The 23,821-nt window shown below is 37.8% G+C and carries 14 protein-coding genes; 8 read left to right on the forward strand and 6 right to left on the reverse strand.

Annotated features, from left to right (window positions below; genetic code table 11):
• Positions 1-194: 194 nt before the first annotated feature.
• A complete protein-coding gene (locus tag ACW2QC_RS00890) occupies positions 195-2,033 on the reverse strand; it encodes a CocE/NonD family hydrolase (protein ID WP_457542089.1) in 1,839 nt (612 codons plus the stop codon).
• Between the two features lie 646 nt (positions 2,034-2,679).
• On the opposite strand from ACW2QC_RS00890, the gene ACW2QC_RS00895 reads away from it, so the two are divergent.
• Both ACW2QC_RS00895 and ACW2QC_RS00900 read left to right on the forward strand, forming a co-directional pair.
• The gene (locus tag ACW2QC_RS00895; RefSeq protein WP_457542090.1) at positions 2,680-3,456 is read left to right on the forward strand and encodes an REP-associated tyrosine transposase; all 777 of its coding nucleotides are present in this window, start codon (positions 2,680-2,682) and stop codon (positions 3,454-3,456) included.
• Positions 3,457-3,648: 192 nt separating this feature from the next.
• Positions 3,649-5,184, forward strand: coding sequence for a YifB family Mg chelatase-like AAA ATPase (locus ACW2QC_RS00900; protein ID WP_457542091.1), 1,536 nt, complete (start codon positions 3,649-3,651; stop codon positions 5,182-5,184).
• 858 nt (positions 5,185-6,042) lie between these two features.
• On the opposite strand, the gene ACW2QC_RS00905 is transcribed toward ACW2QC_RS00900, so the two are convergent.
• From ACW2QC_RS00905 to ACW2QC_RS00920, 4 genes are all read right to left on the reverse strand, one after another.
• On the reverse strand, positions 6,043-6,951 hold the full coding sequence (locus tag ACW2QC_RS00905) for an IS3 family transposase (protein WP_457542092.1): 909 nt from the start codon (positions 6,949-6,951) through the stop codon (positions 6,043-6,045).
• A 20-nt stretch (positions 6,952-6,971) separates the two neighbouring features.
• Positions 6,972-7,415, reverse strand: coding sequence for an HTH domain-containing protein (locus ACW2QC_RS00910; RefSeq protein WP_457542093.1), 444 nt, complete (start codon positions 7,413-7,415; stop codon positions 6,972-6,974).
• Between the two features lie 332 nt (positions 7,416-7,747).
• Positions 7,748-8,068, reverse strand: coding sequence for a hypothetical protein (locus ACW2QC_RS00915; RefSeq protein ID WP_457542094.1), 321 nt, complete (start codon positions 8,066-8,068; stop codon positions 7,748-7,750).
• 854 nt (positions 8,069-8,922) lie between these two features.
• Positions 8,923-11,064 carry a hypothetical protein gene (locus ACW2QC_RS00920; RefSeq protein ID WP_457542095.1) on the reverse strand — a complete coding sequence of 714 codons (2,142 nt, stop codon included), beginning with the start codon at positions 11,062-11,064 and terminating at the stop codon, positions 8,923-8,925.
• 73 nt (positions 11,065-11,137) lie between these two features.
• On the opposite strand from ACW2QC_RS00920, the gene ACW2QC_RS00925 reads away from it, so the two are divergent.
• From ACW2QC_RS00925 to ACW2QC_RS00940, 4 genes are all read left to right on the forward strand, one after another.
• The gene (locus ACW2QC_RS00925) at positions 11,138-12,028 is read left to right on the forward strand and encodes a tyrosine-type recombinase/integrase (protein WP_457542096.1); all 891 of its coding nucleotides are present in this window, start codon (positions 11,138-11,140) and stop codon (positions 12,026-12,028) included.
• A gap of 120 nt (positions 12,029-12,148) precedes the next feature.
• Positions 12,149-12,466, forward strand: coding sequence for a hypothetical protein (locus ACW2QC_RS00930; RefSeq protein ID WP_457542097.1), 318 nt, complete (start codon positions 12,149-12,151; stop codon positions 12,464-12,466).
• A 355-nt stretch (positions 12,467-12,821) separates the two neighbouring features.
• Positions 12,822-13,631, forward strand: a complete 810-nt coding sequence (locus ACW2QC_RS00935; RefSeq protein WP_457542098.1) for a TrmB family transcriptional regulator — start codon at positions 12,822-12,824, stop codon at positions 13,629-13,631.
• Between the two features lie 86 nt (positions 13,632-13,717).
• Positions 13,718-13,999: a 3-keto-5-aminohexanoate cleavage protein gene (locus ACW2QC_RS00940; RefSeq protein WP_457542099.1), complete on the forward strand. Its 282-nt coding sequence runs from the start codon at positions 13,718-13,720 to the stop codon at positions 13,997-13,999.
• A 252-nt stretch (positions 14,000-14,251) separates the two neighbouring features.
• On the opposite strand, the gene ACW2QC_RS00945 is transcribed toward ACW2QC_RS00940, so the two are convergent.
• The gene (locus tag ACW2QC_RS00945; protein ID WP_457542100.1) at positions 14,252-16,237 is read right to left on the reverse strand and encodes an acyltransferase family protein; all 1,986 of its coding nucleotides are present in this window, start codon (positions 16,235-16,237) and stop codon (positions 14,252-14,254) included.
• A gap of 291 nt (positions 16,238-16,528) precedes the next feature.
• Here ACW2QC_RS00945 and ACW2QC_RS00950 point away from each other — a divergent pair, with 291 nt between their 5' ends.
• The gene (locus ACW2QC_RS00950) at positions 16,529-19,042 is read left to right on the forward strand and encodes a 5'-nucleotidase C-terminal domain-containing protein (RefSeq protein WP_457542101.1); all 2,514 of its coding nucleotides are present in this window, start codon (positions 16,529-16,531) and stop codon (positions 19,040-19,042) included.
• 60 nt (positions 19,043-19,102) lie between these two features.
• Positions 19,103-23,755, forward strand: coding sequence for a DUF6359 domain-containing protein (locus tag ACW2QC_RS00955; RefSeq protein ID WP_457542102.1), 4,653 nt, complete (start codon positions 19,103-19,105; stop codon positions 23,753-23,755).
• The last annotated feature ends 66 nt before the right edge of the window (positions 23,756-23,821 follow it).

A 23,821-nucleotide genomic window follows, 5' to 3' on the forward strand; every position in this document is an offset into this window, starting at 1 on the left:
CCGATTGCGTTATAGGTATGGGACCAATATTCTCTAAAATGACCCACCATTTTTTTATTGTACAACGAATCAAAAATAGATTTATTAATCATTGCATATCCCCCCAAGCCAAGCGTTTTGCAACAAAATGGTTATACAGAAAAATAGCCTACCACTCAGTATGGCAGGCCATTACAAATATTCACTCTTACCAATTAGTTTGGAAGTTGTGTTAGAGTATTAGTCACAGAAATCAATGTAACAACTATGGCGAAAATTATCCCTCCTAAATAAGGGTTCAAGCTTGCTCTGAAAATTTTCCTTGAAATTATCGCAGCCACAGGTAAGATGACTAGGAAACTAATTAGCCAAATGCCTACGATAGCCGATACAGTTTCAAAAAATACATGTCCCGTAATAAAGAATGTGATATATTGAATGGCGAGTACTACTATTGGCCCAAGTGTGTTAAAAAGAGCTAGTAAAGCCGTATTAATCCATTCTTTTTTTCCATTCCTGTAATAATTAAAACTGTTTATCACTACGGAATTGGCTACAAAGTATATTAAGAAAAATGGAAGGTATTTTAACGCGATAATAAGTTTATCGGGCGTAAAGTCCGTAACCGCTATAAACCAGATTCGAAAGTCTGTATTAAACAAATAGTCGCTGATAAAAACCAAACCAAAGGCAGCTGCACTTACAATGACAGCCAAAAGCACCGTTTTTCCAAGTGCTTTGAGGCTAATGGATACACCTATATCTTTCAACGTTGATTTATGCTCACTATCCGTAAATTTACGGGATAGGAACACTAACAGTATAGCAAATAACCCATTTAATGCAGCCCATGTTCCAACATAAAATGTATATGCCTGTGGAAAGAAATCCGGACGATTCACCATCACCCAGTTAAATAAGGCGATGTAGGAAACTCCTGAAAAGATAGCACTTGCCACAAGTCCTCCCCAAAACCACCCTTTTTGCTTATTCGTTGCGAATTCAGCTGGTGACGGGTCTTGTGGTGCACGGAGCCCTGCAAATGGCCGGGTAAATAGCAATACCTTTGTAAAACTTACAAGAAACATCCCAAAACCGATAAGGCCTAATAAGTTAAAGAACTCTTTGAATTGCCATACTTGATTATCTGCTGGTATAGGCTCTGGATTTCCTAGTGTTTCGTCAAAAAAGTTTATACTCTGGGTTGCTACATGACCGGAAAAGTGATTCCACGGATGTGTTTGAGCCGGATTGTAAATCACGCGTATAGCTGATTCTCCATTTATTTTTTCTTCATACATCTCATAACTAGAGCGAGTTGATTCAATATTGTCAGGTGATTCACCAAAATGGAGAAACGATTGTGCATTATCCGTGCTCATAAAATCTCTTGGTGCAGTCATTGTACCGTCCGGATTTTTAGTTCGGAAAAAGAATTCATCATATTGGGCTGCTACAATTCCGACGTCTCTGTTTCCGTATTTATTATAGTATTCTCCAGTATCCGGGTTTATATAGTCCGCATCATTTGCTACCAATAGTACCGAATCTATCAATGGATTCTCTTTTTCATTGTCCACATCAATAGACCAGTTGGCAGCTCGAGCACCATTAGAATGACCTGTTATTCCAATCCTTGAAGTGTCTACATATGGGAGATCAGCCATTAATTCAACAGCATCATACATACCTGTTCCTCGTTCTTGCCACTCATCGGGCCTAACAGCTTCGGACTCCCCATGTCCATACATGTCTATTGACATAACAACATAGCCTCTTCTGGAATATTCAACGAAATTCATATCCTGCATTTCCTTGTTATTATACCAGCCATGACTAGTAACTATGCCCGGCGCAGGGTTATCTTCGGACACACCATCAGGTACAAATAAAAACGCACTCATCATATGGCCAGATGGAGTCTCCCATTGCATTTCTTTGACCTCTACTTCACCACCAGAAGTCTGAACCAAAGATGCACCAATCATACTAACAACAACTAATATTAATGATATTATTAAATATAGCTTAGATTTCCTTTTCCCCTTTTCCATGTTTTCCCTTTTCCTCCTTATTTGTAACTTAGTCTATATGGTCCTCACCGGGATCCGCCACCTGCTAAAACTTCGGACGTGCGCAACCCCTCCTTCACTTAATTTTTATTAAACAAACAATTATGTGAAAAGACAAAAACCCACACCGAAATAGACGCACTTCAAGAAAGAAGTACTATTACAGTATGGGTCTCCATAACTCCACCATTACTTTAACTTGTTGAATTTATTATAGCCTTTGATGCAAACGCTGTCAATTCCTTCTTTTCACGTGAAACAGGCGGAAACACGGGGACGGTTCTCTTGTTTCATTTTGAAAACTTTTATATTTTTTTATCTTTAAAGAAGGATTTTCTATTATTTTGTCGAAATATAAATTATAGAAGCTAAATGGTAGTGTTTTCTTCTTGTCTTATTCTTTTTATGCCTTTTTCCTTCTTTGCATGTGATGTCTAAAATCTAAATACAGCATCTACTCTTTAAGCTTTGTTTTATTCATTGCAATCATCCTGTTTACAGTAAGTTCAGATCCCCTGTGTTTGAGATGTTCCTACAGTTTTTCTTAATAATTGGTTCTTCATTTTTCGGCTTTCCTAACAAGTGTGCAGTAATAACTAAATAAAACTTCTATAAGAGTGGTGATGTCATGCCTCGTAAAGCTAGAGTGAAAAGTAATAATGGTATTTATCATGTCATGCTTAGAGGTGCGAACAGGCAGGAAATATTTCATGATGAGGAAGACAACGTGCGATTTCTAGATACAATAATGAAATACAAAAAGAAATCGGGAATAAAAATTTATGCATGGTGCCTAATGAGTAATCATGTCCATTTGCTATTAAGGGAAGGAAGTGAAGGGCTTTCTGTAACAATGAAGCGGATTGGTGTAAGTTTTGCTCAATACTATAATTGGAAGTACAGGACGACATGTCATCTGTTTCAAGATCGCTTTAAAAGTGAAAATGTTGAAACAAAGAGGTATTTACTGACTGTTGTCAGGTATATTCACCAGAATCCAGTGAAAGCAGGAATTGTCAAACTAGTGGATGAATGGAAGTGGAGTAGTTGTCTTGGTTACTATGGTAGGGAAAACGATTATGGAGATTTACTTGATGGAGATTTCATTTTAGTTATGTTTTCTAATGATTTGAACGTTGCAATGAATAGATTTAAAGAATTTAATGAGAGGAAAAATAATGATCAATGCTTAGATGATCAAGTGAATAGGAAGAGATTAACAGATGAAGAAGCAAGAGAAAAGATTAGACAGGTGCTTGGTCCATTTGAGATTGCACAAGTAAAAAGTTTACCGAGGTTACCAAGAAACGAGCTGCTGCGAAGCGTGAAAAAGATAGGTGGCTTATCACAACGTCAAGCTGCAAGAATTCTAGGAGTTTCGCTTAGTCTTATACATCGAGCATGAACTACCCCTTATTTCATCTTCAAATTCCCTTGTTTTAGATCAGAGACAGTAAAATTCATCCCACGGTTGATCCACCGATTTATGAAGTGTATTACATTTCTTTTCACAAACTTTCCATTTCCCATTCTTACTCCAAACAAATAATATTTCCCCTAAAATTTCATTAAAAACAAGAACAAGGAGGGCATTCATTTGACAGTAAAAGTTTCAAGTATTGGTCTGAAAGGTTTAGAAGGTTACACTGTTCAAGTTGAAGTTCAAATTTCACAAGGAACAGAGTCTATGGTGATTGTTGGACTTCCAGATGCTTCAGTAAAGGAATCAAAAGAGCGCGTGTTATCTGCCATAAAAACATTAGACTGTGATGTCACGGATCAAAAAATTGTGGTTAATTTATCCCCATCAGAGCAAAAGAAAAATGGCCCATTATTTGATTTGGCAATGGCAATTGGTGTATTGAAGGAAAGAAAACATATGAAAGAGGAAATTCCGCTAGATACGGCGTTTTTTGGAGCGCTATCTCTTGATGGAACAACAGTGGTGAAAGTGGAAGGGATGCTGCCAGCTTTGATTGCAGCTAAGGAGTTAGGGTTTAAGCGTATTTTTCTTCCATATGATCCACTGATTCCTATTGATATGTTAGAAGGCATCGAGTGTATGATTGTTCACCACATTAATGATGTATTGCAATTGCTAAGTGGACAAGCTACTCTGCCATTACATGAGGTAAAACCAAATGTTGAAGTAACAGAAACTCATGATGAATTCCAGAAAGATTTCATGCATATTATTGGTCATGAACAAGCAAAAGAAGCATTGGAAATAGCAGCTGCTGGTGGTCATAACCTGCTAATGAGCGGTCCTCCTGGCTGTGGCAAAAGCTTGCTTGCCGAAACATTTCCATCAATTTTGCCTTCATTAACTAATCAGGCACAGTTAGATGTTATGAGCCTGTATCAGCTTGCACAAGAAAGACTACTGACCCCGAAAATTCCTCCATACAGGTATCCACATCACTCCGCTTCTTCTGTCTCTATTATCGGTGGTGGAACGCATCCTAAACCAGGTGAAATATCCCTAGCACATCATGGAGTCTTGTTTTTAGATGAGATGGCTGAATTCACTAAAAAGACGTTAGATATGTTAAGACAGCCTCTTGAATCAGGAAAAGTAACGATTAGTCGGGTGCAGTCTACTGTCACTTATCCAGCTTCTTTTATTCTTATCGGTGCGATGAACCCTTGTCCTTGCGGGTATCTTGGTTCTAATTCACGCTATTGTACATGCACACCCAAACAGATTCAAACCTATCGGAATCGAGTGTCAGGCCCTGTTTATGACCGGATGGATATTCTACTCTCATTAAAATCAGTAAATTTGGATCAGCCTTCCAAGAACAGAGAGACATCTTTAGAGGTCAGACAGAGAGTGGAAAAAGCAAGAGAACAACAATATACTCGCTATCAGGCTGAAATCTGTAATGCTAAAGTTCCTTTTGAACAATTAAGTGCTGCAAGTCCATTAACAGAGAGTCAGCAAAAAATGATTACACAAGTTTCTTCCAAGCAACAATGGAGTAGCCGTGTACAAATAAAAATAGTGCGTCTAGCAAGAACTATATCTGATTTAGCGGGCGAGAGGAACATAATAGATGAAAGTATTTGGCAAGCAATTACCTTAAGACGAATGCATTACCAAAAAACGCAATTGAAAGCGAAGGGGAACTAGTGCTTCGTTTGATAAGAATCTGTCCTAAACGGGGACGATGCTTGCGTTCCCTCCTTGTTTCATGAAGCGTGAATGCTATGAAATAAGTTTACTTGGAGGGAACTTAAAGAGAATAGAACGAAAAAAAGAAAAGCCTCGCAAAGCATTTCTGCTCCACGAGACTTTCTTGATGAAACAAGGGAACCGCCCCGTGTTCCCTTATGAAGCCTGGTAGTGAGTCATACTAATTCCTCCCTCAAATAAAAATAGCCCTAACTCCTTGAAAGGAATTAGGGCTTAGGATATCTTTATCATAAAAATAATATATATTTGTTATTCTATTTAATTCAATTACTAGCAAAAAGAAAAGCCCTACAGAGATTTCTTTAAAGTGGACCCCATGTCAAGGACACTTTGAAAAAAACCACTAACTTTTTTTGTTTCTACCTCTTATGCTTTTTCCATAGGAGGAGTGGTGACATGTCAAAGCACACGCTCAAAACTTAGAGTGTGTGCTTTTGTCATCCAATAGAATGATGAATGATTTTAAAAGTTTAAAGACACTAGAGTTCTCCATTTTCCGGGAAGAGCACAGATTTGGAGTTTACCCTAATTGGATGGTAAGATATTTTGAATCTCTAACGGAAAAAAAACAATGGAATTACTTTGTCTCATATCGAAAAGTTGCCGATCAAATGCTATCCGAATCATACCTTATCGATCAATTAAAATGGATATTAAAGCATCCATCCGTTGAATTAGAGTATGATCTATATGTACAGGCCCTATTCGATCCTGATTTCTACGAGGGCGACGTATTTCGACCAGGGAAATGGGACAAACTACATGAAAAATATGCAACACGGTTCCAACAAGAAATTATTCTTGTAGAGGAACAACAACAGAAATATCTGGCGTCTTCACAAGAGGGGCCAAAGGATACACTCCCGTTTTAAGGAATTCCGCATATTGATTGGGGGATAACTTCGCGAGATTCCACTGATAACGATCGTTGTTGTAGTAATCCATATAGTCATCGATTTTAATAGATAGAGCTGCAAAAGTAAGTACGCCGCTCAGATTCCCTAGCTCGTCTTTCATGTGGCCAAAGAAAGATTCTTGCGGTGCATTGTCCCAACAATTCCCGCGACGTGACATGGATTGCCGTAATTCTTTATTATTCAGTAATGATTGAAATTGCATACTGGTATAATGTACGCCCTGGTCGGAATGGATCAGGGTTTTCTGTTTTTTAGGGATTGCATGATTCTTAACTAATTGTTCGATTGTTTCCAATACAAAATCCACTTCCAACGATTCACTCAGTGCATAAGAAAGAATTTGATTGGTAAACGCATCTTTGATTGTAGCTAAATAGGCTTTCTGACCCCGCCCAAAGTAGAGATAGGTAATATCCGTAAGTAGGACTGTTTTAGGACCATGGGCTTTAAATTGGCGTTTTAAATGATTAGGTTTCGTTGCATGTTCTTGTCTGGCTTTAGCCATTCGTTTGTAAGGATTCGGTTTTCTAATTGGACATACGAGGTTGTATTTATTCATCAGTCGCTGAATCTTTTTGCGGTTCATCACGATTCCTGTTTGAAGCAAACGCATATAGATGCTTCTGGATCCCTTGGCATATCCACGATATTGATAGACTGCTAGAATCAATTCAAAATCAGTACGATCTTGTTTCTCTCGTTCCTTACGCTTCTCTTCCTGCCCTAGCCATACATAATAGCCTGAACGGGAAACCTGAGCAATGTCACAGAGCCACTTGATATTCAAGAGGTTATGGTCTCTTTCCGTTAATGTTTGGATGAGTTGATATTTTTCTTGGGCAAAGCTTTGGCTATTTTGCGATTGATAAAATTCATTTTTTTTAAAGCATCAATTTGTTGTTTTTGTAAAGCGACTTGATGTTTGAGATAGGCGATTTCTTCATCAGTTGTGCGCTCTTTCGTTTGGGGGCGTCCAGAATGTTGCGTACGTAAATCCGTAAAACCTTCTATTCTATCCGCCATTTTTCGTATCCTGCGAGAAAAACTCTTGATTCTTTCTTTCCCTACTACTTGTGTATCAAACCCTACCTCTCTAAAGATTTGTGTTGGAAACTTCCCGTGATTTAGTTCATCAATGAAATGTTGCTTAAAGACTTCAGAATACGTAATAGCTTTGTTGGAGACCTTATCCACATAAGGATTCTTTCTTAGTTCTTCTACCTGTTCATCCGAAAAATAATGCACACCCATGTAATCAACTCCCGCTTCTAATCATTATAAAATAAGTATACGACAAAGAACCCTATAAAGTAGGACGGATAAGTAGTTTTTTATCCGTGTCTATTTTATAGGGTCCAGTTTACTTCTCCACAGAGCCTTTCCTTGTAATGAAACGTTAGAACCGTCCCCGTGTTTTCCACCCGTGTTTCCCAGAGTGAATTTCGAAAGGATTGGGGGAGTGACCCAAAAGAAAATAGAAAAGCCCTGTAGAGGTTTTTCTCCACAGGACTATCTTCTTGTCAAGAACTTTCGTTCGACATAATTCGGGAAGTGATAGTCGCAACGAGTCTTAAACTAGTACCTTAGTTGATACTACGTTGGATATTATAAGCAGCATCAAGCGCTCTAATCAGATCAGTAACCTCAGTTCCTACCATTGACTCTAGACTTGAATAACTTGTACTAGAAACACTTTCTAGATGATTTTTAAGTTCCATTTCCGATAACTTTTCATCTTCTCCAGTGTTTATATTACCTATCCATGATTTAACATCATCCATCTTTTGAGCAGTTACCACTTCGTCTAGTGATTTAGAAATATTCTCAGCCACGGAAGGTTCTGCTTCTCCAAAAGTAAAGCTTTCAGCATCTATTTTTGGGCTATCACCAACAACACTTTGCAATTTTTCAACCGCTTTTTCTACTTCACTATTCCCGTCTTATACCACTACCACAGTGGCTTTCGGTTCGGGCCTACACCGTACAAGCGGCTTTCACAGCATACGGCGTGCCATCAATAACTTCGTGATTCTTATGACTTAAATCCTTATACCTAGATGCCGGTTGTAAATAAGCCAATCGCTTCTTACGATTGGCTTATTTACTTATGCAACACCATTTTTAGATAAAATAGTCGTTTAAGAATCTGCTACTGACTGGGTTCCTTCGCTCCTGCTAGGTTTATCCTTCTCGTATGTTACCATACAAGTCCAAGCGGCTAGCTATCAACACTACTATGAACCCGCTGCCATCTTACTAGCTTCACTGGTGCTAACCCACCTCTTCTAATAAGACTTCAAACGTTCCATTGTCTCCATCCCTCTTTTTGATAACCTTAGATCTCCACTATTCAGGTATGAGAAAGACCAGTTTAACAGTTAATTGGTTGATCCCCATTCCACTATTTCAAATGAAAGAATGAATACTAAACCCCTAGCGATTCTTAGTATTCACTACCTCACCCTGCCTAAACATGGATTCGTCTCCTAATCATAGTCACCTTTTATGGAACCCCGCCTCAATTTTTTGAGTACGACTTCACCTGACTTCATCCCTTTGGTTGGTAAGAACCTCACTGGATGCAGGAGGATTAGGCACTTGCCTATAACTATTTAGCAAGTGTGGGAATTTCGCCCACAAATTGGTAGGACAATAGTTTGAAGAAATACCCCATGAGTGAACTATAGTACAAACATGAGGTTATTTCTCAACTTCTTTCGCTAGTTTTCTAGCTTATAAAGTAACGTTTCGTTTAGTTTTATTGAGGAGTAATAATTTCTGTTGCAGATTCAGCTATTAATGCTTTTCCGCCAGCAACTAATTCATTGCCTTTTCCATCTGTAACATACATTTTTCCTTCATCATCTTTTACAACTGTAACAGTTGCAGATTGGTCAACGTTTACACCATCACCTACTAATGTGATGATTAATTCGTTATCTTCTAATTTGTTATTGTCAGAACTATCAGCTACACTAGCAACTTTCTGGTTACCTTCACCGACTTCTACATTAAAGTTTACCTCTGCTCCTTCAGCATCTCCAGTGACATCTGTTACTTCAACTGATTCAGAGAAAGTAAGCTTGATTTTATTTGTGATTTCTGCATCTTTATCATCGATAACATATACTGCTCCACTTTCCAGTTCTGGTGCAACGTTATCTTTTAAAGTGATAACCTCTTCATAAGGTTTCTGTGTAACAATATCTTTCACCACATGTAACCCAGATACTGTCTTGACAGCTGTGTCAATTGTGAATTTATATTCCTCTTCTGATTGGACAGTACCGTCTGGTAAAGTAATACGAACTTTCTTTTTATTATCATAAAAGTCCACTTCTGTTCCTTCAGGTAATGCTTCACCATCCAATTTATAATTAGCTACGTCAATGGCGGAGTCATCCATTTTACGTTCATAGTTAATTTCAATTATGTTTTCATCTGCTTTTGAATAATCAATTTCACCTTTTTCATCAGCACCAAATGCAACATATTTAAATTTGTCTTGATCTGCAGATTTAATTGTTACAGTCAACTTGTCATTTTTTGCGCCAACTAATTGATATTCTTTAACTGTACCATTTGTCTTAGAAGCATACTGGAACTTTTCTGCTTTCAATTCAACTGTGAATGGTTCGTTATTTTTAACGTAATCCTCAAGATCTTGGCCAGTGAATTTAACTTGTAAACGTCCGTCAGTCACAACAACATTTTCCTCTGAATCTTTAATATCTACAATAGACAAATTGTAATCTTCAGAAGGAATCACTACACCTTCTTTATCACGGACTACGACATCACTCTTATCTAAACCTTCTACTGGTTTAATGGATTTTTCAAAATCAACATACAATTCATTAAGGTCAGTATTTAAAGACGTATCGTCGATTTCTGGCTTATCAGCTGCTTTATTCAATGTAACTGAGCCAGTATAAGTTTTACCAACTAGTTTGTCAGCATCCTTATAGTTCTTAAGAGTTACATCTAACTTAGCTGATGTTTGATTCTTACTATAAAGCGGATTTTCGCTTTCATCACTATAATTGTCTGTTATAGCAACATAGTATCCATATTTACCATTCCATGTGTCCTTTTGATAGAATACTGATGAAGCTGCTGTGCCAATACTGCTATCACCGCTAATAGTAGTAAATACATGATTACCTTGTGAAACAACAAGTGAGGCAGCACTATCTAAGTCTGCTGGTTTATTCAATTCAACAAAAAACTTGTTACCGTTTAATGCATGTAAACCAACAACTTCAGGGGCTACTTTAGCATTATCAACAGTGTAAGTAGCGTTCACAACACTTGCAACTGCTGGATTAGTAGTTGATGTTTCAGCAACGTCAAATAAAGTTACTTCATGATTTCCTTCTTTTGAAACAGCATCTGTTTCATCATCACCTGTTAGTTGTACATTGTATGTGTAATTTCCAGCTACATCACCTCTAATGCTTGGATCACCAGTGAAAACTAGATCTTTATTATCTATTGAAGTGCCATCCACTTTTACAAGTCCAACTGTTTCATCAACTGGCTTATCGAAAGTCAATTGTACAGTAGATCCATCAAAAGCAGCATTTTCTACTTTCGGTGCAGCTACATCACCAAATACCATTGTTGACGTTGCATATGCTTCTAATTTCATGCCATCTGTAGATTTAACAGCATCTTTGACCTCAACTGCAAACTTATCAGATGGATTGAATGCCTCATCAACTCGAAGCAAAGCAGTATTACCTTCAACAAGTACATCTTTAACATCTACTTTCTCATCACCAGATGCACCAGTATTTTTCTTAATGTTATAGTTTGCTTTGTCGCCTGCAGTTTGTGCATCAACATCTGTGTTATATGTTACTAGGATTTCAGAAGCATTAATCGCACTTACCCCCATATCTTACCTCAACGTATACCGATCACCCCTAATGCAAACAATAAATGTTGAAACGAAGGGGGAGTGAAAAGACATGGATTCAAGTAAATACAATTTTTCTGAATGCAGATTCAAATTCCTTGCACATTTAAATAGAATGGAATACTCATTCGAAACAATTAAAGGCTATGAAAAGGATTTGCAATTTTTTCAAGAATACATAGCTTGTGATAAGGGATGGACAGATTTTGTAATGGAGGAGGTCTCCAAGAGTGATTTGATAGCGTTTATAGATTATGGGAAGGAAAAGGGACATAAGCCAAATACGATAGCTAGAAGATTATCAACTATAAAATCTTTCTATAAGTTTATGGTCAACGAGCTGGACTATCCTATTGATGTTGCCGCAAGGGTTAGACTTCCCAAGGTATATATTCCTCTACTAGATATACTAAATAAATACGAAATAAAGCTGTTATTGAATCAGGCAGCGAAGATGGATGCTTTTTATCACATGTTGTTCAGTCTTATCTATTATACGGGATCACGATTGACACCAGTTCGCACATTGGAAAAGAAAAATGTGCGTTTGGAAGATAGAGTTTTATATTTTCCAAGGGTTAAGGGTGGGAGGGATTTATATTTGCCCCTGCATGATAAGTTAGTTCATTTGTTAACACAGCATTTCAATTGTGACTTTATATGTGATAATCGTTACGTGTTTCCCTCTAGAAAGTTCCCAAACCAACCAATAAGCGCTGCAGATGTTCGTTTGAAACTAAAATTGATCACTGATCAAGCAGGGATTAGCAAAAGGGTAACACCTCATCAAATAAGGCATTGTACGGCGACACATTTAACAATAAATAAGGTTGATCAAAGAAGGATAGCAAATATTCTTGGCCATACAGATCTTCGTTCAACCGCAAGATATCAGCATTTATCGATTGAGCATTTGAGGGAGCCGATTAATGTATTGGAGTGAGGTGGTAATATTGGTTGATTGATTACTATTCTTATACGTCTTTAAGATATGACAAAAGGCAAAAGGTCATGTGAGTTCCGTTATATTAGGTATAGAAGCAGAAAAAAAGGAGGTTGGAAAATGCTAAAACATACATATATTGTTGAAATTGAAAATAACAGTATTTGGCAAGAATTATTTTCAGAGGAAATTCCAATTGTGGATTATGAAAATAAGCGCCAGACCCATAGGAAAATACTAGTTCCTTTTTATGAAAGTCATCATTGGTCGGAATCGGTTATCAAGTGGGCGATGAAGTTTAATAATCGTCCGATTCGTATAACAAAAGTTATTGGAGATGATACAAATTCTTTTTTCTTTTTCACAGAGGTTTGTTGCACATTGGTTAATTGGATGATAGATGAGGATGGAATTAAAGGAGCGACAAATCTAGCATGAAGAAAGTGCAGCATCAATATAGGTAATTCTAATACGTTCGATTGCTTGTACCATTCCTTAGACGTTGATCGCTTAAAGGAATGTATTAATTATGATGCAGGGACCTAGGATGGTTCTTTTGTTCTCCGGGTTGGCAGATTTACAGCGAGACAAAAGAACCAGGTGTTCCTGTTAATCCTCAATTTGATTTGCGTCGATTTTATTCAAATAAATTATTCAAATACCGTATGATTCCTATCAGCTTCCCATCTTTTCGCTACCCGCATCCACTATGCTAAAAGTCATACAATTACTACTAAGGTAGTGCACTTTTTTGTAATAATCTTACTACCTAGGTAGTATACTGTTCCAGGAGGTGAAAAATATAGAAGAAATTATTAGTACCTTAAAGGAATTAGGCCTAACAGAATATGAGTCCAAAATTTACGTTTCACTTATACAAAATAATCCAGCCAATGGTAATACCATCGCTAATTTATCGGGAGTTCCAGCACCAAAGGTATATGAAGCCCTACGAAAAATGAAGAAACAGGGATTGGTATCTACTGTGGCAGGGGGGAATAAGGGAAAACAGGTTCGTTACTTTCCTATTCCTTATAAGGAACTACTGAAAACAAAACAAGAAGCATTCATGGATAACATGAATTTCCTTAATGAATCCCTTGCTGAAATTACTTCGCATAGTGATACCGATTGGTCAGAATTGTTTGTTATACAGGGGTACTCAGCCTCAATCGAAGTTGTTCAAGCTGCTATAGATGAAAGCAAATCTGAAATCGTTATTAGTTGCTGGAAGAAGGAGTTAAAGGAACTTAAAGAATTGCTTGTAAAGGCTCACCAACGTGGGGTTAAGATTATAACTATGATATTCGACGAAAGAAAAGTTGATGTTCCTTGGACTAACTTTAGCCATTATAAAGAAGAACTCGCGCTTGGGCGTCATACAGGAGAACTTTCTCTTGTTATAGATAACAAAAAAACAATTTTACTTTACTCGTTAGACGAGTTACCCCATTCAGTAGTATCCAGTCATCCAGTTATGATATCAACAACCCGAAATTATATTAACCATGATATTTACGTAAATAGGATTATCTATGATTTTGAAGAAGAAATGATAAAGCATTATGGCAGTAGGTTAGAAGGACTAATTAATGATTTTTAACTTATCATTTAAAAAGTAACAGATACAAGAAATTGTTGTGAGAGAAATTATAGGAATATTTAAATAAATATTGTGGGGGGGATAAGATGGAAAAATTAATTATTACAATAGCAACAACGGGTGCAGTAACAACAAAGGGAAATACACCTTACTTGCCTACGACACCAACTGAAATAGCTGAGGAAGTATACGAATCATGGAAAGCTGGAGCATCAATTGCACACATTCATATACGTGATGATGATGGTAACCCTTCAATGAACTATGAAAAATTTAAGGAAACCGTTAAATTAATCAAAGAGAGATGCGACATTATTATTAATTGGATTTCCATTCAACATACAAAACGGGCTTATCCATATTCCTAACGGTGCCTGTCACTACCCGAATTTTGTCGAATGAAATTTATTGACAAGATGGAAGCCTTGTAGAGAAAAATCTCTATAGGGCTTTTTTTAATAATAAGCAGAGGTGGGACATGGGGACAGGTTCCTTGTCCCACCCAAAAACCCTGTGTTTTCAGGCAAAGTCAGCTGGGACAACTAACCTGTCCCCACGTCCCAGAGATTTTCTCCCCACAGTCATTCCGAATTTCACTCGTGGTTCATAAAACAAAACTATTATCCCTTTAGTATTTCTGTTATTTTTTCTTCAAAAACTGGTCCAAAGCTTTCTGAATACGTATTTGTCATATGATTGCTATCCCGATAAATGATAATATTACCGATAATGGGTTGAAATTTTCCGTTGACTTTAAAGTAGTCTGTTAAGTCAATTTTATGCAATGTCTCGTTTTCTTTTTCGAATTGCCTCCAAAAACTTTCATCATTTTGATTATCTTCCTCTAAATTCATCTTTCTAGTAGTTTCATCAACACCATTAATTTCTAACGATTCCAGTACATTAAAACTATATCTTGGATTATCACGTACAGCTAATACTTCAATATCATAAACATTTTTCACATACTGCAACTGATCAATTATTTGTTGATGTACTTTTTTAGTTGGAGAATGAGAAGCTGTGGCTTGAGAAATGACAAGATCCACATCAGCATCTTCTAGATAATCCAATACATTATTCACCCAGATACCATACAAATCATCATCTGGATAAGCTGTTGTAAAGCGTGTTCCAGAGCGTGTTATATTCAATACACGATATTTATAATCCTTTGTTGCTTCTAAAATTGCTCCTAACCATTGCTCTGAATGGGAACTGCCTACCAGTGCAATAGTAGCATCATAATTTTCCATTTCACCATATTCACCAATTTTCAAATCACTTTTCTTTAGTCCTTGATTACTACCGTCTAGATGAGCAAGTGGTAAGTCGTCAAAAACCTTTGAAAGTGCTGGTATTGGTTCCAAATCAGGGATGTCAATTTCTGTATTTGCAGCTAATGCACCGGGATAATCTGTATCAGTTATCTTATTTTCTAGCTTATCTTGTTCTGTGTGTATCCCAAACAAAAGGGCCCCCATTAAGACTAGATTTAAACCACTTATCATCCCAAGTCTCTTAAATGAATAACTATTATTATCTGAACTTCGAATTGGTTTTTCTATAAAACGTGTCGTTAAAAAGGATAGAATGATAGATACGATAATAATAAGCACTCCAACGGCGATACCTGGGGTTTCTTGGACATTGTAACGATAGAACTCCAGTATTACCCAATGCCATAAATAAATAGCAAAGGAAATTCCGCCTAGTTTTACCATTATTGGCGAACCTAGAAAGCGTTTGACACCGTATTTTGTATCACGCGTTCCAGCTAAAACAATGAACAATGCACAAACCATTGGCCATATGGCGATGTATCCTGGAAACATTTCGGATACATTAAAAACTATTCCTGTTAAAATTAAGCCAACTAATCCAAGCCAGCCAACCACTGTGGCAAAGATTTTATTCACTTTAATATATGATAAATTAACACAAAGCAATCCACCTAACGCAAACTCCCAAACACGTGTGAACGTAATGAAGTAAGCCCATGGTTGGTTTACAGCAGTTAAATAAATGGAGTATATAAAAGAAGAAACAAATAATAGTCCTAATACAACATTGATTAATTTTCTAGCATTCCTCAATTTATATTTTTTTATCATAAGTAAAATGAAAGAGAATACTAAGAACCAGATGATATAAAACTGTCCTTGAATTGACAGAGCCCAAAAGTGTTCAACGGGTGTTTTCATTTGGCTGGCATCTAAATAATCAGTGCTTGAAATAGCTAATTGCCAGTTCTGATAATAAAACATGGAAGCAAATACTTCCCGTATTGTTTTACCCAAGATTGATTGTGGCAATAAAAATACACTTGCAATTAGAATGACTCCAAGAATGAAAAATGTAGATGGAAGTAATCTTTTCATTAACTTTGAAATGTATGGCCAAAAACGATATTCACCTGTTCGATTAATGGTGGAAATAATAGAAGTGGTGATAAGAAAGCCTGAAATTACAAAGAACACATCAACCCCACCGGAGACACGATTAAACCATATATGATAAATCGCTACAAGTAGTGCTGCAACAACACGAAGTCCTTCAATTTCTGGCCTGAATTTACGCTCAATATTGATTATCTGTTCGTTCATTTGATTTTATCCCCTAGATGTTAGTAGTACCATGGGGAATTATAACACCGGGGTAGAGTGCCTGTCACTACCCGAATTTTGTCGAAAAAACAAATAGAAAAGCTATCTTAGGCAATCTCCTGTAGTGACAAATTGAGTAATATAAACCAAGACAATTGGGCTATTATACCGATTGAAATTATTAGAATTTTACTATAATATTAATGAACCTAGATTTTAGCTTACTAGAATAGAACGTCAACTAGGTTCAAACAAAACTAGCACATTGCTTAAAAAAGGAGGAAGGATTGTATGTTAAACAAGAAATCTCACTGTAAGCTTCTCACATCGTCATTGGTTGCAACTGCTGCGGTTGTTGTAGTTGCTCCTGTTGCATCAGCGGCGGAAAACGTAGAATATGACGATGTAAAACCGGGTGATGTCCATTACGATGGAATTATGGCTTTAACGGAACAGGGTGTAGTCAAGGGTTATGAAGATGGTTCGTTTGGTGTGTATGATGATGTGACACGCAGGCAAACGGCGGTAATGCTTGCTAAGGCATTAGATCTTGATATCCCTGCTGATGTTGATGACGTCTTAAAAGAGGCATACAGCGATGTTGATGGAAATAGTCTATATGCAGAACAAATTGCTGCTGTGACAGAGGCGGGGGTATTTAAAGGTAGTGATGGCGCATTTGAGCCAGGTGGTCACCTTACACGAGAACAAATGGCAACACTACTAGTTAAAGGGCTAGGGCTAAAGAATTACAATACAAAAGATGATGTGAAGGTTAACTTAGATAATGTTAGCGATTCACATAAAGAAAATGTTCAAATTCTAGCAAATCTTGAACTTACAAATCAATTAGACGACTTCCGACCATATGAAGGTATTTCCCGCGGTGCCTTTTCAACCATGTTAAATGATTCACTTCAAGTTGTTAAGTCTAATGATAAAAATTTTGAACTCTCTATCATGCACACGAATGACACACATGCACATTTAGACAATGTAGCAAAACGTGTTACCGCAGTTAAAGAAGTGAGAGCGGAAAAGCCGGATGCACTATTAATTGACGCTGGGGATGTTTTTTCCGGGACGTTGTATTTTAATGAATTTAAAGGACAAGCTGACATTGAGTTTATGAATCTAATGAACTATGATGTGATGACTTTTGGCAACCATGAATTTGACCTGGGATCAAGTGAGGAAGGACACAAAGCTTTAGCTGATTTCGTTCGTGCTGCTAAGTTCCCGTTTGTTAGTGCGAACGTGGATTTTTCAAAAGATGCTAATATGGGTGATTTGTTTAACGATAAACTATCTGAACACCCGGAGAACGGTGAGGTATATAACGGTATTGTGAAAGAAGTTAATGGAGAAAAGGTCGGTATTTTTGGTTTGACTACGGAAGAAACAGTTGATATTTCAAGTCCAGGGGATGTTGCATTTAAAAACTACATAGAGGCGGCAGAAGATGCGGTAGAGGGCTTTGAAAAACAAGGAGTCAACAAAATCATCGCTGTTTCCCATATCGGATATGATGATAACCCTGGTTATGATAATGATCAGCTACTTGCGGAAGTAGATGGAATCGATATTATCGTTGGGGGACACAGTCATACAGAATTAGCGGAACCCGTGTTAATGGAAAATGAAACGAAAGATCCTACCATTATTGTCCAAGCCTTCCAATATGGTGATTTTCTTGGAACATTGGATGTTGAATTTGATGAAAATGGAGTTATCGTTGGACACGCCGGGGAATTAATTGAAATTGACGAGCAAGAAGAGGATGCAGAAGCTGCAGAAATTCTTGAAGAATATTCATCACAAATTGAGGCCATTAAAACGGAAAAAAGTGGCGGGGTTGCTGAAAAAGCATTACCAAATCCACGTTTAGGCGATGGTGATGAAGTAAGTGTTAGAAACAGCGAAACAGCATTAGGAAACTTAATTGCAGATGGAATGCTAGAAAAGGCGAAAGAATTTAATAAAAAAACTGTGGCAGCCATGCAAAATGGTGGCGGAATTCGTACTTCCATTGACAAGGGTGCAATTACACTAGGGGAAATCCTAACTGTCCTACCATTTGGTAACACGCTTGCGACAATGGAACTTACAGGTGAAGAAATTAAAACAGCTCTTGAACATAGTGTTGGTCAGGTACCGAAAGAAAATGGTGGATTTTTACACGTATCTGGCATGAAATTTACGTATGATAGTTCACAACCAGCTGGTGAAAGAGTTAAATCCGTTGAAGTAAAACAAGGTAAAAACTATGTTAGTGTGGCTGATGATAAGACATATATCATCGCAACAAACGCATTTACTGCTAAAGGTGGAGACGGTTACGATGTATTTGCAAAAGCTTACGAAGGGGGGCGAGTAACAGACCTAGGATTAGCTGACTGGGAAAATCTTCGTGACCATGTAGCAGATTTAGGCACAGTTAATCCGCAAATTGAAGGACGTATTATTGATATCGCTAATGAAAAAAATGATGGAAGTCAAGGCGGTAGTCATGGAGGTTCGGATTCGGGTGATAATCATGAAAGCCCCGGGGATGATGAACTGACTGTCGTTGAACCTGAAGATTTTAGTGATAAAACACACAACACGTCTGTCAAAGTAGATGTAACCGGAGCAGTGGAACTTAAAAATGCGACTATCAAGGGTGATCTAATTTTGATAGGATCTCCATCAGAAAATATGACGTATTCTAATATTACAGTTGAAGGAGATTTGGATCTTTCACAGTTAGAAGGGGAACAAATTACTCTTGATGGAATAACGGTTTCAGGGAATACAGCAATGTAATAGAGGGGTTCTACTAATTTTAGTTATAGTGTTAGATAAATCTAGATAGGAGAGGATGAAATGAAGCAAATGAACTGGAAAAAGCTTTTCAATATTGGTTTAATATTCATTTTAATCTTCAGCTTTTTTACTCCTATGACTGGCAGCATGGTGGAAGCGGCGGATGATGGCATTTCGGTGTCAGAAGCTATTGAAAATAATAGCGGAGAGGCGACAGTAAGGGGTTTTATTGTTGGGTATGCCAAAAGTAAAACGAATGTCGTAACAACAGCGAATGGTGACACAAATATTGTTATTGCTGAAAGCCCAGATGAAACGGATACATCTAAAATGCTTTTTGTGAAGTTACCAAGTGAATTACGAGCTAAATGGGGACTTGCCTCAAACCCAGATAACATGGCTTTAGAAATTGAAGTGACAGGTAATTTAGAGGCCTATTTCGGCGCACCTGGACTAAAATCTACTAGTAATATAACTGCGGTAGATGATTCTATCACGGTGTTAGAAGCCATTGAAAATAATAGCGGGAAAGCAACCGTAAAAGGTTACATTGTAGGACATGTTAAGAGCGAAAACAATGTAACTGATACAGCAAATGATGATTATAATTTTGCAATTGCGGATACTGTCGATGAAACAGATACGACTAAAATGCTTTATATTAAGATCCCAAGTAGTTTACGTGCTGAATGGGGATTACAGACAAATCCATCTCTAATTGGAAAAGAAGTTAAAGTAACAGGTGATTTAAAAGAATATTTTGGCCCTCATCCAGGTCTAAAGGAAACGTCTCATATTGCATTTGTAGGTGAAGGGCAACCGGACGAACCGGGTGAACCAGGCGAAGTTATCCCAATTGCCGATGCCCGCACACAAGGAGACGGTGATGTAACGGTAAAAGGAACTGTTACAGCAACATTAAAAAATACGATTCATATTCAAGATAAAACAGCAGGGATAGCTGTACGCCCAACATCATTGAACGTTCAACTAGGTGACGAAATTACAGTAAGCGGAACATTAGATGAATATAGAGGTCTTTTGCAATTAAGTGGTGCAGATCTTGTGGGTGATCCTAAACAAGTGGGAGTACCTGATCCAGTAGAATTAACGGGAGATCAACTTAATGAAGATAATGAATCAAAGCTTGCTACTGTAAAAAATGTAACTTTGGAAAGCGTACACGAAGGTAATGGGTGGGCGAATTACACTGCTACCGACGGAACAACATTCATAGTACGTGATGAAACCGGGCAGCTTGGACTTTCTGAAAGTGCAACCTATGATTCTATTACAGGTATTGTTCAAGAGTTCGATGGCGAGTATCAAATAATCCCACGTGATGGAGCGGATATTGTTGCAGATGCATCTGTTGTCCAACCAGTAGTAGCAACACCTGAAGCAGGTACAATTGCATCGGGTACGGATGTTAAATTTTCAACAACTACTAAGGGAGCAAAGATATACTATACAACAAATGGACAAGACCCAGTGGATCATGGTCAATTGTATAGTGAGCCTATTACTGTTAATGCGGAAATGACGATTAAAGCATATGCAGATAAGGAAGGGCTTGAATCAAGTGAAGTAAAGGAATTTTCTTATACAGTATATGATGCAGAAGAGGGAATAAAAATTCATCATATTCAAGGTGAATCACATGAATCACCATTAAATGGAACATTCGTGAATGATGTTGAGGGCGTTGTCACATATGTTTATGAGTTAAATGGCGGAAACTACTTTCATTTTCAAACACCAGATGACATGAAAGATGATAATCCAAATACGGCAGAGGGTCTTGTTGTCTATACAGGAAGTAAGGCAGCGGATGTAAGTGTTGGTGATTTAGTTAAAGTAACGGGAAAAGTTAATGAATACCAGATTGATGGTTATTCCGATCGATTTGATACAGATTTACCTGTAACCCAAATCAATGCACGTGATGACCAAGGTGGAGAGGTAAAGATGTTGGAGTCGAATGTCAAGCTTCCAGAACCAATCGTTATCTCGGACAACCTTCCAACAGATGTGATTGATAACGATGCATTCGCGGAATTTGATCCTGAAGAAGATGCTATTGATTTCTGGGAAAGCCTTGAAGGCATGCGTGTCAAAGTTGGAAACACAAAAGCAGTCGCACCTCAGGAACATGGTGATCTCGTTGTTGTTCCTGAAGACGCGGAAACAGAGACAATTCATGGTGGAATTCGATTTACAGAAGATGATAAAAACGCGGAACGAATTCAATTCAAACTTCAACCTAACGGACCAGCAAGAGATTTTGCGGTGAAAACAGGAGACAAATTTAATGGGCCAATTACTGGGGTAGTAAACTATGGGTACCAAAATTTTAAAATCTATGCTGATTTAGAAGACTTAGAGGATGCAGTTGTGGCAGGTAAAGCAGAACCAGAAACAACAACGATCGAAAAGAATAAAGAGGAGTTAACCATTGCTTCCTATAATCTTGAAAATTTCTCAAACAATAGGGCTAGCGATGAATCACCAGATGAAAAGGCAGAGAAACTGGCCCGTGCGTTAGCAACTGATATGGAAAGCCCTGACATTATTGGTGTAACAGAAGTTCAAGATAATAATGGACAGAATTCAGGTCCCGATGATGCGGATGCATCGGAAAGTTATGAAAGATTGATTGATGCTATCGTGGAAACCGGCGGGGTTAAGTACAAGTACGTTAATATTAATCCGGAATATAATCAAGATGGTGGAGCACCGGATGCGAACATTCGAGTAGGTTTTCTATACAATCCTGATCGGGTGTCGCTTACGGAAGGGGCAGAGCCTGGCACTGCAACACAAGCGGTTGGATTTGAAGACGGCAAACTAACACTAAACCCAGGAAGAATTGATCCAACAAATGAAGCGTTTGATGACAGTCGTAAGCCATTAGCTGCACAGTTTGATTTTAAAGGGGAAAGTGTTGTTGTTGTAGCAAACCACTTTAATTCAAAATCAGGAGATACAGCATTATTCGGATCAACACAGCCACCTAAGTTAGGCAGTGAAGACCAACGCATGGAAATTGCAAAAGCTGTAAATGGATTTGTAAAAGATGTGTTGGCGGATGATGAAAATGCGAATGTAGTCGTTCTTGGCGATCTAAACGATTATGAATTTTCCAATCCAATTCAGACCCTTAAAGGTAACGAACTGACAAATATGATTGATGAAGTACCTACTGAAGATCGTTACACTTATGTATATCAAGGTAACTCACAAGTACTTGATCATATTTTAGTAACAGATAACTTAGCTAGTGCAACGGAGGTTGATATTCTTCATATCAATGCTGATTTCACAGATATGCATGGACGTGCAAGTGATCATGATCCAGTACTAGTTCAAATTGATTTAGCCGGTGATGATGAAGCATCCATCATACCAGAAAAATCATATGACCTTACAAACTTTACGACAAATAAGCTTGTAATTAAGTCACCGAGCGTGTCCATTAGCCTTGATGATTCATCAGAAATAAACGAAGGTATTCTGTTGGCAGGGGATTACGCTGAATTAGATGGAGAAGGTTTGGCAAACACAAAAGTTATGATTGAACCTAAAAATGCTGGTGCGATAGTTGATTTTAAAGGTAATGAAGTATCGGATGTGGTCATTGACGGAGAAAATGTTAATGAAATCAGAGGTGCTGAAGGTATCCAAAATGTTACGTACAAAAACGGTGCAAGCTCTGACTCGATTAAGTTTACAGATTCAAAAGGAGACTTAATTAGCTCTCCTACTTTCCCGCTCAATCGTAAACCTATTGTAGAAAAGGAGTTTACCGATCAAACAGTTAATGATGGAGAAACGATTTCACTTACTTTATCGGATTATTTTTCAGATCCTGATCATGATAAGCTAACCTTTACATCTACGCTTGGTACTATTGAGGGTACAACACTTACACTTCAACTTGGTGAAGGGAGTCATATCGTTGGTGTGACTGCTTCTGATGGAGAAAAGAGTGTTACGACCAGCTTCAGCATAACGGTGAACACTGGTGAATCACCGGTTGACCCTTATTATGAGGATGCATATGGTAAAGAAGGACAAGGATTGAAATCAGCGTTGCACGAGATAATAAGTGAACAAGAGGTACTTTCCTATAGCGAGGTATGGGAAGCTTTAAAGGAGACAGATGAGGATCCGAATAATCCAGACAATGTCATCCTATTTTACTCTGGAGATCCACGTTCAGAAGATAAAAACGGGGGTCAGACAGGTGATTGGAACCGGGAACATGTTTGGGCCAAATCACACGGGGACTTTGGCACACGTAAAGGACCTGGTACAGACATTCATCATTTACGCCCAACAGATGTCCAAGTAAACAGTTCAAGAGGTAATTTAGATTTTGATAATGGTGGAAGTCCTGTTAAAAATTGCGATGAATGTAAACGTGCTAATAATTCATGGGAGCCACCCAATGATGTAAAAGGTGATGTTGCTAGAATGCTGTTTTACATGGCTGTCCGCTATGAGGGTGAGGATTATGTGGATTTAGAGTTGAATAATCATTTAAATAACGGTAGTAATCCTTACCATGGTAAACTCTCAACTCTATTAGAATGGCATGAACAAGACCCAGTAGATGAATTTGAATCAAATCGCAATAATGTTATCGAAGAATGGCAAGGAAACCGCAACCCATTTATTGATCACCCTGAATGGGTGGAGGATATTTGGTAGAAGTGGTGTCCGGTGGGTGCCTGTCACTCCCCGATATTTGTCGAATGGAAGTCCTGATTAAAGTAA

The organism is Virgibacillus sp. FSP13 (genome assembly GCF_054048505.1).